This is a genomic window from Pseudomonas sp. TE50-2, from assembly GCF_040813665.1.
Taxonomy (GTDB): Bacteria; Pseudomonadota; Gammaproteobacteria; order Pseudomonadales; family Pseudomonadaceae; genus Aquipseudomonas; species Aquipseudomonas soli.
The window spans coordinates 5,784,187-5,797,626 of sequence record NZ_JBFNXN010000001.1 but is presented as its reverse complement, the minus strand read 5'-3'; the positions used below and the strand labels follow the sequence as shown (position 1 = coordinate 5,797,626).

Annotated in this window: 14 protein-coding genes; 9 read left to right on the top strand and 5 right to left on the bottom strand. The window is 66.9% G+C overall.

Annotated features, from left to right (window positions below):
- Window positions 1-11 precede the first annotated feature (11 nt).
- Complete coding sequence (locus AAHK21_RS26230; protein WP_367858850.1) at window positions 12-761, bottom strand: NAD-dependent deacetylase; 750 nt, start codon at window positions 759-761, stop codon at window positions 12-14.
- Window positions 762-891: 130 nt separating this feature from the next.
- Here AAHK21_RS26230 and AAHK21_RS26225 point away from each other — a divergent pair, with 130 nt between their 5' ends.
- The 4 genes from AAHK21_RS26225 (at window position 892) to AAHK21_RS26210 (ending at window position 3,287) form a co-directional block, all read left to right on the top strand.
- On the top strand, window positions 892-1,104 hold the full coding sequence (locus AAHK21_RS26225) for a PLDc N-terminal domain-containing protein (RefSeq protein ID WP_031315336.1): 213 nt from the start codon (window positions 892-894) through the stop codon (window positions 1,102-1,104).
- 90 nt (window positions 1,105-1,194) lie between these two features.
- Window positions 1,195-1,614, top strand: coding sequence for a RidA family protein (locus AAHK21_RS26220; RefSeq protein ID WP_367858849.1), 420 nt, complete (start codon window positions 1,195-1,197; stop codon window positions 1,612-1,614).
- A gap of 117 nt (window positions 1,615-1,731) precedes the next feature.
- Window positions 1,732-2,232 carry an acetyltransferase gene (locus tag AAHK21_RS26215; protein ID WP_046855057.1) on the top strand — a complete coding sequence of 167 codons (501 nt, stop codon included), beginning with the start codon at window positions 1,732-1,734 and terminating at the stop codon, window positions 2,230-2,232.
- A gap of 176 nt (window positions 2,233-2,408) precedes the next feature.
- Window positions 2,409-3,287 (top strand): DMT family transporter, encoded by an 879-nt coding sequence (locus AAHK21_RS26210; protein ID WP_367858848.1) that lies wholly within the window; start codon window positions 2,409-2,411, stop codon window positions 3,285-3,287.
- 7 nt (window positions 3,288-3,294) lie between these two features.
- On the opposite strand, the gene AAHK21_RS26205 is transcribed toward AAHK21_RS26210, so the two are convergent.
- On the bottom strand, window positions 3,295-4,209 hold the full coding sequence (locus AAHK21_RS26205) for an AraC family transcriptional regulator (protein WP_367858847.1): 915 nt from the start codon (window positions 4,207-4,209) through the stop codon (window positions 3,295-3,297).
- A 102-nt stretch (window positions 4,210-4,311) separates the two neighbouring features.
- Between AAHK21_RS26205 and AAHK21_RS26200 the strand changes: the two genes are divergently transcribed.
- From AAHK21_RS26200 to AAHK21_RS26180, 5 genes are read left to right on the top strand one after another with little or no spacing between them, the layout of a single operon-like run.
- Complete coding sequence (locus AAHK21_RS26200) at window positions 4,312-4,872, top strand: carboxymuconolactone decarboxylase family protein (RefSeq protein WP_367858846.1); 561 nt, start codon at window positions 4,312-4,314, stop codon at window positions 4,870-4,872.
- 48 nt (window positions 4,873-4,920) lie between these two features.
- The gene (locus AAHK21_RS26195) at window positions 4,921-5,985 is read left to right on the top strand and encodes an acyl-CoA dehydrogenase family protein (protein WP_023633026.1); all 1,065 of its coding nucleotides are present in this window, start codon (window positions 4,921-4,923) and stop codon (window positions 5,983-5,985) included.
- Window positions 5,982-6,803 (top strand): ABC transporter ATP-binding protein, encoded by an 822-nt coding sequence (locus tag AAHK21_RS26190; RefSeq protein ID WP_367858845.1) that lies wholly within the window; start codon window positions 5,982-5,984, stop codon window positions 6,801-6,803. Before AAHK21_RS26195 ends, AAHK21_RS26190 begins: the two co-directional genes overlap by 4 nt.
- Window positions 6,790-7,995, top strand: a complete 1,206-nt coding sequence (locus AAHK21_RS26185; protein WP_367858844.1) for an ABC transporter substrate-binding protein — start codon at window positions 6,790-6,792, stop codon at window positions 7,993-7,995. Before AAHK21_RS26190 ends, AAHK21_RS26185 begins: the two co-directional genes overlap by 14 nt.
- The gene (locus tag AAHK21_RS26180) at window positions 7,995-8,750 is read left to right on the top strand and encodes an ABC transporter permease (RefSeq protein ID WP_367858843.1); all 756 of its coding nucleotides are present in this window, start codon (window positions 7,995-7,997) and stop codon (window positions 8,748-8,750) included. Before AAHK21_RS26185 ends, AAHK21_RS26180 begins: the two co-directional genes overlap by 1 nt.
- 102 nt (window positions 8,751-8,852) lie before the next feature.
- Here AAHK21_RS26180 and AAHK21_RS26175 read toward each other — a convergent pair whose 3' ends face one another.
- The 3 genes from AAHK21_RS26175 to AAHK21_RS26165 form a co-directional block, all read right to left on the bottom strand.
- Window positions 8,853-11,021 carry a TonB-dependent siderophore receptor gene (locus AAHK21_RS26175; RefSeq protein ID WP_367858842.1) on the bottom strand — a complete coding sequence of 723 codons (2,169 nt, stop codon included), beginning with the start codon at window positions 11,019-11,021 and terminating at the stop codon, window positions 8,853-8,855.
- 150 nt (window positions 11,022-11,171) lie between these two features.
- The gene (locus AAHK21_RS26170) at window positions 11,172-12,014 is read right to left on the bottom strand and encodes a TIGR03915 family putative DNA repair protein (RefSeq protein WP_367858841.1); all 843 of its coding nucleotides are present in this window, start codon (window positions 12,012-12,014) and stop codon (window positions 11,172-11,174) included.
- Window positions 12,011-13,231, bottom strand: coding sequence for a putative DNA modification/repair radical SAM protein (locus AAHK21_RS26165; protein WP_367858840.1), 1,221 nt, complete (start codon window positions 13,229-13,231; stop codon window positions 12,011-12,013). Before AAHK21_RS26165 ends, AAHK21_RS26170 begins: the two co-directional genes overlap by 4 nt.
- Window positions 13,232-13,440: the final 209 nt, after the last annotated feature.

Genomic DNA, 13,440 nt, shown 5'->3' with positions numbered 1-13,440 from the left:
TGCCCGGTAGCTCAGGCGAAGGCCTGACGCAGCAGTTGCGGCAGCACCTCACCCGCCTTGCCGGGCAACATGAACGCCCGCGGATGTTCGCAGGGCACAGGCTGCGGATTGACATGCACCACCGTCGCCCCCGCCGCCAGTGCCATGCCAGGTATCGAGGCCGCCGGCTGTACCAGGCCTGAGGTGCCTACCGACAGCAGTACATCGCACTGCCGCGCGGCGGCGAAGGCCTGCTCCAGCACCGCCTCGGGCAACATCTCGCCAAACCACACCACACCGGGGCGCAGCGGCCCGGCGCAGCAAGCGCAGCGCGGTGGTTCCATGCGGCAGCCCTGAGCGGCCGTCTCGGGCAGTGCCACGGGCTCATCCGCCGGGCGTGCGCAGTCCAGGCAGCGAAAGGCATCCAGCCGGCCATGCAGGTGCAGCACGGCACGGCTGCCGGCGCGTTCGTGCAGGTCGTCGACGTTCTGCGTTATCAGGGTCAGCTGCGGCACCTGCGCGGCCAGCGCGGCGATGGCCAGGTGACCCGCATTGGGCTCGGCCTTGGCGATCCCGGCGCGGCGCATCTGGTACCAGCCCCAGACCAGCGCCGGGTCGGCGCGAAAACCCTCGGCGCTGGCCAGCTGCGCCGGATCGAAGCGTGCCCACAGGCCGGTCAGCTTGTCGCGAAACGTGGCGATGTCACTTTCCGCGGACACTCCGGCGCCGGTGAACACCACCACGTGGCGGGCCTGGGCAAGCAGCGTCGGATCGAATGGCATTAGGGCTCCCATGGTGCGGTGCAGGGCGGTCGGTGGTCACTGTGCCAGTGGGCCGCGGGGCGGACAAGATCCGAGTGAACCCTCGGCGCGCGCGACAACCCAAGCCAGTACAGCCAATAGGAGAAGACTCATGGAAATCGGAACAATCTGGTTCGTTGTCGCGCTCGTCGTCATCCTCCTGGAAATCTGGGCCATCTGGCACATCATCGGCAGTGACCGGCGCGCCGAGCGCAAGATGTTGTGGGTGGTTTTCGTCGTCTATGCACCGTTCCCGGGCCTGTTGTTCTGGGCCTGGCGTGGGCCGCGCGCGGTGAAGGGCAGGGCGGTGCTGCAGGAAAAATAGGCGCCGACCAAGGTGCGGCAGGCGGGGCTTGACCTCGACTTAACCTGAGGTTTGATACTCGGCCGCTCTTTCCATCGATGGAGCGATACCATGACCCAGCCAGCCGCCTTTGCCCTGAGCAACCCCGAAGGCCTCTACGACCCCAGTGGCAATGCCTATTCCCACGTCGCCGAGGTACGCGCCGGCAGCCGCCTGCTGTATATCGCCGGCCAGGGCGGCGAGGACCTGCAGGGCAAGTTGTCGGCACGTTTCGACGAGCAGGCGCGCCAGGCCCTGGTGAACCTGAAGATCGCCTTGGCTTCCCGTGGGGCAACGCTCGAGCACGTGTGCAAGCTCACCCTGCTGGTGGTTGACCATTCCGAGGCACGGCTGCGCCAGTGGGTGGCCGAGGCCGAGCGTGCCTGGGGCGGCCGGATGACCCCGACCTGCACCTTGATCCCGGTGCCGCGCCTGGCGCTGGACGGCATGCTGGTGGAAGTGGACGCGGTGGCGGCCCTGCCGCAGGCGTGACCAAGCTCGCATCCATCGTCGTGGCGACCCGCCGCGAGGATGGATGCACCGCCGCCCCGCTGCAAACGCCTGAGCGCCCAGGTAGACTCGCGCTCCCGTATTCATCGAGCCCGTTCCATGACCCTCCCAGTCGAACTGCTCCAGACCGGCCCCGAGCATGCCGACCTGGTGCGCAACCTCTACCAGTTCTACGCCTACGAGTCCTCTGACTGGGAGCAGGAAGATGTCGAGGCGGATGGGCGCTTCTACCTCCACGAGCCGCACTTCACCCGCTACTGGCAAACCCCGGGCTGGAGCGCCAGCCTGATACTGGTGGACGGTTTCATCGCCGGCTTCCTGCTCATCGAGCGCAGTGAACTGCCCGGCATCGACGCCTGGGAGCTGGCCGACCTGTTCGTGCTCAAGAAATATCGCCGCCAGGGCGTCGGCCTGGCGGTAGCGCGGCGCACGCTGTGCGAGGGTCAAGGCGACTGGTTGGTGCGCTGCTACGGCGAGGATGCCCCGGCCCTGGCGTTCTGTCAGGCGGTACTGGCCGACCTGCCACGGCCGGTGCGGGAGATTGTCCTGGATGACGAGCCGTCGTTGCGCAACTTCCTGGTGACCCAGCGATTGCACTGACGGGGCGAGCACCAGCATGGTTTGCGCCCTCGCTGGCAGCGAAGGGATGTGGGAAAGTGGCCGATCAGCGAACAGAATGTACTGATTGGACCACAATGCTTTGTCCACCCTCTGGCTTCTCTTCTAGAATCCGCCCATGCCCGGGCGCCATGCCGGGGCAATCGCCCGAGAGCCCCATGAGTTCCAGTACACCGTTGTCCGGAGTCAACCAGCCGTTGCGCGGTATCACCCTGGTGGTGGTGGCCACCTTCCTGTTCGCCAGCCACGACGGCTTGTCGAAATTCCTCGGCGGGATCTACCCGGTCATCATGGTGGTGTGGGTCCGTTACCTGGTGCACACCTTGCTGATGGCCGGGATTTTCCTGCCCAAGGCTGGCCTGGCGGTACTGCGCACTCGCCGGCCATTGCTGCAGACCTTGCGTGCGCTGAGCCTGCTCAGCACCAGCCTGCTGTTCACCGCCGGGCTGCAGTACCTGCCGCTGGCGGAGGCGACCTCGGTCAACTTTCTCGCCCCGGTGCTGGTCACCGCATTGTCGGTGCCGCTGCTCGGGGAGCGGGTGACCCCGGGACAGTGGCTGGCGGTGGTCATGGGCTTCGTCGGGGTGCTGGTGGTGGTGCACCCGGGCGGCGCGATGTTCACCCCGGCAATCCTGTTTCCCTTCGGTTCGGCCCTGGGTTTTTGCTTCTATCAGTTGCTGACGCGCAAGCTGGCGGCCCATGACAGCCCGACCACCAGCAACTTCTACGCGGGCGTGTGCAACACCCTGATCATGACGGCGCTGGTGCCGTTCTTCTGGCAGACGCCGCAGTGGCCGCATGTACCGCTGATGCTGGCGTTGGGCGGCTGCGGGATGACCGCGCACCTGCTGCTGACCCAGGCGTTCCGCCATGCCGCGCCAGCGTTGCTGGCGCCGTTCAGCTATTGCCAGATCGTGTTCGCCGGGTTGCTGGGGTCGGTGGTGTTCGCACAGGTGCCGGACAATACCAGCCTGGTCGGTATCGCGGTGATCTGCCTCAGCGGGCTTGGGGCTGCCTGGATGCAGCGGCGACGTTGAACGGCCCTTATCCCGCGCGTCCTTCGTGCTGCTTGCGGTACGCCCCCGGCTGCACCCCGACGGCCTTGGCGAAGGCCCGGGTGAATGCCGCCACCGACTGATACCCGGCCTGCGCGCCTACCTGCTCGACGGTATTGCCGGCCTTGAGCAACTGGCAGGCATGACGCATGCGCAGGGCCAGCAGCACCTGCCCGGGGGATTGCCCGGCCAGTTCGTTGAAGCGCTTGAAGAACGCCGAGCGCGACAGCCCCGCGCAGGCCGCCATGGCCTCCAGCGTCCAGGCCTGGCCTGGTGCATCGATCAAGCGCTCCAGCAACCCGGCGAAGGCCGGCTGGCGGGCGAGGGCGACCAGCCCGCCCAGCGCTTGGCCGTCGTGTGCCTGCTGGCGCAGCACATAGAGGAACAACAGGTGGGTCAGGCGTTCGAGCAGCGTCTGGGACGGCTGCGGGCGCCGGCATTCCTCGAGGATCAGCCCGAACAGCGCCCGCGCCGCGCTGCCAGCGGGGTCGCTGGCGCGCAGCAGGATCCAGTCCGCCAGCCCGTCGACGATCAGCGACGACAACCCTGATCGGAAGTGGAAGAAACCGCACACCAGCCCGACGCCGTCCCCGGCTTCCAGGTCCAGCGCCTGCATGCTCCGGCGCGGCTGGGCACAGGCGTCGGAAGCATCCTCGTCGCTGGACAATCGATAGGCCAGGTCACGCAAGAGGAACACCGCATCGCCGCTCTCCAGGCGCAGCGGCTGCGCCTGGCCGTCGATGTGCAGCCAGCAATGACCCTGCACCACCAGGTGGAAACTGGCCCGGCCCAGGCCCTGGGTGCTGGCATGCCAGCCGCCGCAGTAGCGGCCCACATGGAACAGGCTGGCATCGAGCTCCAGGCTCTCTAATAACCAATCGACGAGGGGGCTGGAAGAAATCATCTAATGCAAGGACTCTGGAGCAAGGAAAGGCGACTGATGAATATGGATGCTACTTCTTATAACCAACAGACTGTAGCGACCTACATCAAAGGAGACCACTCCATGTCCGCGCGCATTACTCTACACAGCCTGCAGACCGCTCCGGAAGCCGCCCGCCCGTTCCTCGAGAACGCGCAGAAGAACTCCGGCTTCATCCCCAACCTGCTGGGCATCCTGGCCAACGCCCCGGCGGCGCTGGAAACCTACGTCACCGTCTCGGCGCTCAACGGCAAGTCCGAGCTGACCCTGGCCGAGCGCGAAGTGGTGCAGCTGATCGCCGCCACCCAGCACGGCTGCGACTTCTGCGTCGCCGGCCACACCGCCGTGGCGCTGAACAAGGCCAAGCTGCCCCAGGAAGTGGTCGATGCCCTGCGTGCCCGCGGCGAGCTGCCCGACGCCCGCTACGAGACCCTGGCCGCGTTCGCCCGTGAAGTGATCGCCACCCGCGGCAACGTCGGCGACGCCACCTACCAGGCCTTCCGTGAAGCCGGTTTCAGCGAAGGCAACGCGCTGGAAGTGATTCTCGGTGTGAGCCTCGCAACCCTGTGCAACTTTGCTAATGTGTTCGCCCAGACGCCGCTCAACGACGAGCTTGGCAAATACCGCTGGCAGCCTTCGGCCTGACCGAGGCCTGATGCCGGCGCGCCCGGCGTTTCACAAGGAGTTAGGGACATGCTTGACCATGCATTTGGACAATGGCTGGATGCCAATGCCGAGGCCATTGACCAGGGCCAGTGCGATCCGCACCTGGTGCTGGCGCAGATCGCCGAGTCGCAGTTGCTGCGCATCGGCGTCGATCCGGCCCTGGGTGGCACGGGCGGCGACGTCAGCGAGGCGGTCGAGGCCATCGCCGCCATCGCCAGCCGTTCGCTGGCCGCGGCCTTCGTCTGCTGGGGCCAGCGCGCCTTCATCGAATACTTGCTGCAAAGCCCCAACCGGGAGCTGTGCAAACGGCTGATGCCCGACCTGCTCAAGGGCGAACTCGCCGGGGCCACCGGCCTGTCCAATGCCATGAAGTTTCTCTCCGGCATCGAGGCCTTACAGGTGCGTGGCCGCCTCGCGGCCGATGGCTGGAACCTCGAAGGCCGGCTGCATTGGGTGACCAACCTGCGCAAGCGCGGTTTCGTGGTGGCGGCGGCCATCGAGGATGACGCCGGCGGCGCACCGTTCGTGGTTGCCATTCCCTCCAACGCGCCGGGCCTGGAGCGCTCCGACGATCTGCAACTGATGGGCCTGCAGTCGAGCAACACCGCGGCGCTGGCGTTCCACCAGGTGCCACTGGCCCGCGACTGGCTGCTGCATGACAACGCCCGCGAGTTCCTGCCCAAGGTGCGCCCGGCGTTCCTGGCGCTGCAGTGCGGCATGGCCATGGGCCTGGCCCGGCGAGCGCTGGATGAAGTGCAGGAGCACCTGCAGGGCCGTGGCTCGTTCCTCGAAGAGGCCCGCCAGGTGCTCAAGGAGCGCCTGGAGAATACCGTCGGCGAGCTCAAGCAGGGCCTGCTCGACGGGCGCTTCCAGGGCCAACCGGCTGCCTTGTTCAAGTTGCGCATCACCCTCGCCGAATGCGCCGCCGACGCCGTGCAGCTGGAGCTTCAGGCCAGCGGTGGCAAGGCCTACCTGACGGCCTATGGCGAAGGCTTCGCCCGGCGTTGGCGCGAATCGGCGTTCGTGCCGATCGTCACCCCGAGCCTGGTGCAACTGCGCGCCGAACTGCAACGCCAGGCGGCCAGCGCATGACCGAAGTGCTGCTCGAAGCCCGTGACATCAGCCTGGGCTACCCGCGCGACGGTGGCTGGCAGGCGGTGCTGGAGCAGTTCGACCTGGCGCTGACGCCGGGCGAGGTGGTGACCATCCTTGGCCCCAGTGGGGTCGGCAAGTCCAGCCTGTTGCGGGTGCTGGCCGGGCTGCAGCAGGCCCGTGGCGGCAGCGTGCAGCTGCGTGGCGAGCCGCTGCAGGGGCCGCACCCGCGCCTGGCGGTGGCGTTCCAGGACCCGAGCCTGCTGCCGTGGCTGAGCCTGGAGAAGAACGTCGCCTTCGGCCTCGACTTCGCCCGCCAGCCCAAGCTGCCGGCGGCCGAGCGGCGCGCGCGTATTGACCACGCCATCGAAGCGGTGGGCCTGGCCCACGCCCGTGGCCAGTACCCGGCGCAGTTGTCCGGCGGCATGGCCCAGCGTACTGCGCTGGCCCGCTGCCTGGCGCGCCAGCCCGAGGTGCTGTTGCTGGACGAGCCGTTCGGCGCGCTTGACGAGGTGACCCGCGCCGACATGCAGCAACTGCTGCTGCAACTGATTGCCACCCACAATACCGCCGCCGTGCTGATCACCCACGATATCGACGAAGCCCTGCTGCTGTCCGATCGCGTGCTGCTACTGGGCAACCACCCGGCGCGCACCCTCGGCCAGTGGCACATCGACCTGCCGCAGCCCCGCGCGCAACGGGTCGAGGAGCTGGGCGCGCTGCGTATCGAAATCCTCAAGACCCTTCGGCGGGCAAGCCGCACAGCCGAACCCACCCCATCCCCCTTGCCCTCGGAGGCTGTCCATGTGCATGGATGACTGCTGTTCCACCACGTCCCGTCGCGATTTTCTCAAGCTCAGCGCCATGCTCACCGCCGCCGGCGCCGTGCCGTTGCTGGCGAGCCTGCAGGCCCGCGCCGCCGCCGAGCCGGACGCGCCGGTGCGCATCGGCTACCTGCCGATCACCGATGCCACGCCACTGCTGGTGGCGCACAACAACGGCCTGTTCGAGGCCGAGGGCATCAAGGCCGAGCGCCCGGTGCTGCTGCGCAGCTGGGCCCAGGTGATCGAGGCATTCATCTCCGGGCAGGTCAACGTCATCCACCTGCTGTCGCCGATGACCGTGTGGGCGCGCTACGGCAGCAAGGTGCCGGCCAAGGTCGTGGCCTGGAACCACGTCGGCGGCTCGGGCCTGACCGTGGCCCCGGACATCACCGACATGAAGCAGCTCGGCGGCAAGACTGTGGCCATTCCGTTCTGGTACTCGATCCACAACGTGGTGCTGCAGCAGATGCTCACCGACAACGGCCTGAAGCCTGTGTCCAAGCCCGCCACCGCGCAGTTGGCGGACAACGAAGTCAACCTGCTGGTGCTGCCGCCTTCGGACATGCCGCCGGCCCTGGCCAGCAAGCGCATCGCCGGCTATATCGTTGCCGAACCGTTCAACGCCCTAGCCGAGAACCTCAAGGTCGGCCGCGTGCAGCGCTTCACCGGCGACGTCTGGCGCAACCACGCCTGCTGTGTGGTGTTCATGCACGAGCATGACCTGAACAGTCGCCCGGAGTGGTCGCAGAAGGTGGTCAACGCCATCGTCAAGGCCCAGCACTGGACCCGCGAGCACCGCGCCGAGGCCGCGGCGTTGTTGTCCAAGGCCGGCCCCAACAAGTACACCCCGCACGAACCTGCGGTGCTGACCAAGGTGCTGGCACCATCGGCCGATGACCGTGCCGGCTACATCGCCAGCGGCGCGATCCAGCACCAGCAGTGGGACGAGAAACGCATCGACTTCCAGCCTTACCCGTTCCCCAGCTACACCGAGGAGCTGGTCAAGCGCCTGAAGAACACCCTGATCGTCGGCGAGAGCGATTTCCTTGCCGCCCTCGACCCGGCCCAGACCGCCCGCGACCTGGTGGACGATCGCTTCGTGCGCAACGCCATTGCCGCGGTGGGTGGCCCGGCGGCGTTCGGCATTGCCGAGAACTTCCAGCGTAGCGAGGAGTTCGCGGTCTGATGCGCAGGCATTTCGTGCATGGCACCCTGGGCCTGGCGGGCCTGGCGGCGCTGCTGTTGCTGTGGTGGGCGGGGGTGCGCCTGTTCGGCGCCGCCGATGGCCTGTCGGCGCGCTTCGCGCCCCAGGCCACGTTGCAAAGCCTGATCGAGCTGCTGGGGCAGGGCGAGGTCTACGGGCATATCTGGGTGAGCCTCGAGCGCATCCTCGTCGGCCTGCTGCTGGCGCTGCTGATCGGCGTGCCGCTGGGCCTGCTGGTGGGCAGTTATCGCCACCTGGAGGCGGCGACCACGCCGGCGTTCCAGTTCCTGCGCATGATCTCGCCGCTGTCGTGGATGCCGGTGGTGGTGATGCTGATGGGCGTGGGCGACCAGCCGATCTACTTCCTGCTGGCCTTCGCCGCGCTGTGGCCGATCCTGCTCAACACCGCCGCCGGGGTGCGCCAGCTCGACCCGCGCTGGCTGCAGTTGAGCCGCAGCCTGAGCGCCACGCGCTGGGAGACGTTGTGTAAGGTGATCATCCCCGGGGTGATCGGCCATGTGCTGACCGGCGTGCGCCTGGCCATCGGCATCCTGTGGATCGTGCTGGTGCCGTGCGAAATGCTCGGGGTGAGTGCCGGGCTTGGCTATTTCATCCTCGACACCCGTGACCGGCTGGCCTATTCGGAACTGATGGCGATGGTGCTGCTGATCGGCGCACTGGGGTTCATGCTCGATGCCTTGGCGCGGGCGCTGCATCGACGCTGGGTGCATGCCTGAAGAAAGAGAGCGCGGGCCTGGATTTGTGGGGGCGGCGTAACGCAGCACCCACAACATCCGCGTTCAACCAGGATTTCAGGCGCATCCCTGCGCCTGAGCAGGTCAGAAGCTGTACTTGGCGGTCAGCATCAGGTTGCGCGGATCGCCAAAGGTGTCACCCCCGTAGTTCACCGAGCTGGAAATCGACGAGTAGTACTTCCTGTCGAACACGTTGTTGGCATTGAGCTGCAGGTCCAGGTGCTGGTTGACCGCGTAGCCGGCCATCAGGTCGGTCACTGCATAGGCGCCTTGCTCGAGGCGGTAGCGGCTGCCGTCGGCCACGCTGAAATCGTTGTACATGCGGCTCTGCCAGGTGACGCCGCCACCAACACGCAGTTTTTCCAGCGGGCCCTGGAAGCGGTAGGTGGTGAACAGCTTGAGCTGGTGCTCGGGGGTGTCGGAGGACAGCGGCTTGTTGACGTTGGCGGGGTTCTTGGCGTCCTTGGTGGTGTGCACGCGGGCGTAGGTGTAGCCGGCGCCGATCTGCCATTGCTCGGTCAGCGCGCCTTGCACCTCGAAGTCGATACCCTGGCTGCGCACCTCGCCGGAGGCTTCGTAGCAGGTGAACTGGCCCGCTCGGCAGACGCTCTTGTCGTCCACCTCGACCGCGCGGTTTTCCTGGTCGATACGGAACACGGCAAGGCTGGCATTGAGCGCGCCATCGAAGTATTCACCCTTGATGCCTACCTCGTAGTTCTTGCCTTCGATCGGCCGCACCGGCGTGCCGCTGCTGTCCTGGCTGTCCTGTGGCTGGAAGATATCGGTATAGCTGGCGTAGACCGAGTGATGTTCGTCCAGCTCGTAGATCAGGCCAGCATAGCGGGTGACGTTGCGGGTCACCTTGTAGTCGCCGTCGTTGCTGCCGCGCTTGTCGTAGTCGTACCAGTCCAGGCGCCCGCCGAGGATCAGCTTGAGCGGGTCGGCCAGGCTCAGGCGGGTGGTGGTGTACACGCCTTCCTGGTTGATCAGGTAGCGGCTGCTGCTGGTGTGCAGGAAGTCGGGCTTGCCGCCGTCGATGGGGTAGTCCATGTCGTAGGGGCTGTAGTTGCGCTCGCTCATGTCGTAGATGCGCTTGCTGGCGCCGACCACCAGCTCGTGGGTGCGCCCGAATGCCTCGAACGGGCCGCTGGCGAAGGTGTCCAGGCCCAGCTGGTTCTCGTCGTGGGCCGACTGGTAGACCGTGCGGCTCAGCGGCTTGGCCAGGTCCCAGCGCGACTGGTAGGAGCCGCGGAACAGCGCGTTCTGCTCGCTGTAGGTGGCGTTGACCTGCAGCTTCCAGTCATTGGCCAGGCGCTGGCGCACCTCGGCGAACAGGGTATTGATCTCCTGGTCCTTGACCTCCCAGTCGGTGGCCGGGTTGTAGGAGCGCGGCAGGTCCAGGTGATGGCCGTCGAGGGCGGTGGGGATCGCGCCCCAGAACACGTTGGTCTTGTCCTTCTGGTGGGAGAGGCCGAGGGTGAGGGTGGTGTCTTCGCCCAGGTCGGCCTCGGTGATCGCGTAGAACAGCCCGTGGTCCTCCTGCTGGCCGTCACGGAAGCCGTTGGCGTCCTGGTACGAGGCCACCACGCGGCCGCGCAGGGTGCCACTGTCGTTGAGCGGGCTGGAGGCGTCCAGTTCGCCGCGGTAGTTGTCCCAGCTGCCGGCGGCGCCGGTGAGGGTGACTTTCTGCTCCGCCAGCGGGCGCTTGCGCACCAGGTTGATCGCCGCCGAGGGCGTGCCGGAACCGGTGACCAGGCCGGTGGCGCCGCGCACCACTTCCACCCGGTCGAACATCGCCAGGTTCGGCTGGGCGCCGACCACCCAGCCGGTGTAGGCGCTGGGGATGCCGTCGTACATGATGTTGTCGACGTCGAAGCCACGGGCCTTGTAGGTCTGCCGGCCCGGGCCGTTGGACTGGTTGAGGAACAGGCCCGGGGTGTACCTGGCGACGTCGTTGATGCTGGTCATGCCCTGGTCGTCCATGCGCTGGCGGGTGATTACCGTCACCGCCTGAGGCGTTTCGCGCATGGTCAGCGGTAGTTTGGTGGCGGTGGACATGGCGCCAGTGGTGTACGACTTCGACCCCTCGGTGGTGCTGCCCAGGCTGCTGTCGTCGATGGCCGTGGCGCCCAGTTCGATCACGGCGGGGGCCTGTTCGGCTGCCAGCGCGGGGGGGAGGGTCGCCATGCAGATGGCCATGGCCAGCAGGTTGCGGGTGGGCGCGAAACGGTGGGTCGAGGGGAGCGATGACATGCCGAGCTTTATCCTTATTACTAGTGCTTATGAGAACGATTAGCAATAAGTATGTCGGGATTACCCGATCAAGAACAGGGCGTATGAATTGAAAATGATGAAATTTTCACATTTTTCCATTCGAATGGATTGGTTTGCCCACAGCCACACCTATCGATCGGTGCCACCTGCGCCAATCCGTTTACCTTGTTGCCTGCCTATTTCCAGCGCCTGGCCGTCGCGTTGCTTGCCGTGCCGTGCCTGGCCCACCAGCTCGGGGATCAGCGGTCCCTCGGGCAGATGACGCCAGAAGCGCCCGGGCAGATGCTGGCGCAACGCGCCGGGGTTGAGCCGGGCGGGGTTGAAGGTGTGTCGGTAGTAGGCCAGCCACAGTTCGGCCCCGGGGTCGTCGGCGTTGCGCGCCCATTGCCGCCAGTCTTGCGGGCACTGGCGGCGGTAGTCTAGTTGCGCGCCGTCGTAGCGGATGCCGTCGTGGGGCGTGGCGATCAGCCAGCGCTGGCGGCCCAGGCGTTCGGCGAAGTGCGCGCTGGCGCTGTCGAGGATGTCATGCGCGGGCTCGTGGTAGGCCACCAGGTCCAGTTGCAACTGCTCGGCCAGCGCCTCGGGCAGTGGCACGAAGCGCACGAAGGCATGCAGGTGATGAGCCTCGCGGCCGACCTGACGAATGCGCCGTTGCAGCTCGCTGCCCAGGCGGTCGCCGGCCAGCATCGCGGTGCGATCGCCATGGGCGACGCGCCACAGCACCTCGTACAACAGGTTCCAGCGTTGCTCGCCGCGGTAGCGCCCGGCCTGTTCCAGCTGGGTCAGCAGCGCCGCCGGCACGCGGGCGTGGAACGGGCCGGGGCCTGCGGGCAGGGGCGTGGGCACGGCCAGCAAGTCATCCATCCAGGTCTGGCTCCAGGTCACCGTGGCCGGGTCGATGCCGTGGCCGAGCAGCTGGCGGGCCTGGTCGCGCCAGATGGTGAAATCATCGCCGCAATCCAGCGCGATCATCCCCACAGCCCCATCTGCACAGGCGCCTGGGGTTCACGCAGGCGGGCCCTCAGCAGGCCGCTGCGCAGCTCGGCCTGGGCCGGGCGGTAGTCGCTGGTGACGATGAACGGGCGGGCCTTCTCCAGCACGCAGCGCAACTGGATCAGGTCGTCGTAGCGGATGCGCCGCTCCCGGCGCAGGGCGACCAGGCGCTGCACGCTGTGCAGGCCGATACCGGGGATGCGTGCCAGCAACGCCGGCTCGGCGCGGTTGACGTCGAGCGGGAAGACCTCGCGGTTGGCCAGCGCCCAGGCCAGCTTGGGGTCGATGTCCAAAGCCAGGTTGCCGGCCTCGCCCAGCAGTTCACCGGCCTTGTAGCCGTAGCCGCGCAAGAGGAAGTCGGCCTGGTACAGGCGGTGTTCGCGCAGCAGCGGTGGTGCGGCCAGGGGCACGCTGGAGGGGCTGTCGGGGATCGGGCTGAAGGCGGAGTAGTAGACCCGTTTGAGCCCATAGCCCTGATACAGCGACTCGGCGTTGCGCAACAAGGTGCTGTCGTCGGTGGCGTCGGCGCCGACGATCACCTGGGTGCTCTGCCCGGCGGGGGTGAAGCGTGGCGCGCGCGGCTCGCCGGCGACGGCCTGCTGGCCGTGGTGGATCACACCCATGGCCTGGCGGATGGTGCTGGCGCGCTTTTCCGGGGCCAGGCGCTGAAGGCTGGCGTCGGTGGGCAGTTCGATGTTCACGCTCAGCCGGTCGGCCAAACGCCCGGCTTCCTCGATCAGCAGCGGGTCGGCGTCGGGAATGGTCTTGAGGTGGATATAGCCACGAAAGGCGTGTTCTTCGCGCAGCAGGCGCGCCACCCGGATCAGTTGCTCCATGGTGTAGTCGGCGGAGCGGATGATGCCTGAACTGAGGAACAGGCCGCTGATGCAGTTGCGCCGGTAGAAGTCCAGGGTCAGGCGCACCACCTCCTCGGGGCTGAAGCGTGCCCTGGGCACGTTGCTTGAGCGGCGGTTGACGCAGTATTGGCAGTCGTACAGGCAGAAGTTGGTCAGCAGCACCTTGAGCAGCGACACGCAGCGGCCATCGGGGGTGTAGCTGTGGCAGATGCCCATGCCATCGGTGGCGCCGAGGCCGTCGCGGCCGCGCGAGCTGCGCTTGGGCGCGCCGCTGCTGGCGCAGGACGCGTCGTACTTGGCGGCGTCGGCGAGGATGCCGAGTTTGGCGATGAGTTGCATGGGGTGGTCCGCTGAATACTGAGTATTCATACAGTATTTCGGGATTGGTCTGATGGCAAGGGCTTCTGATCCGCCAGGCGCTGCCAAGTCCCCCGTGGAACGCCCGAGCGCTCGATTACAGAATTGTAATCTTCACGCCACCCCCCAGATAACCAAGGCTCCCTAAAGTCCCTCGCCAAAGCATTCCGCCGCTTGTCGACGAGGACTTC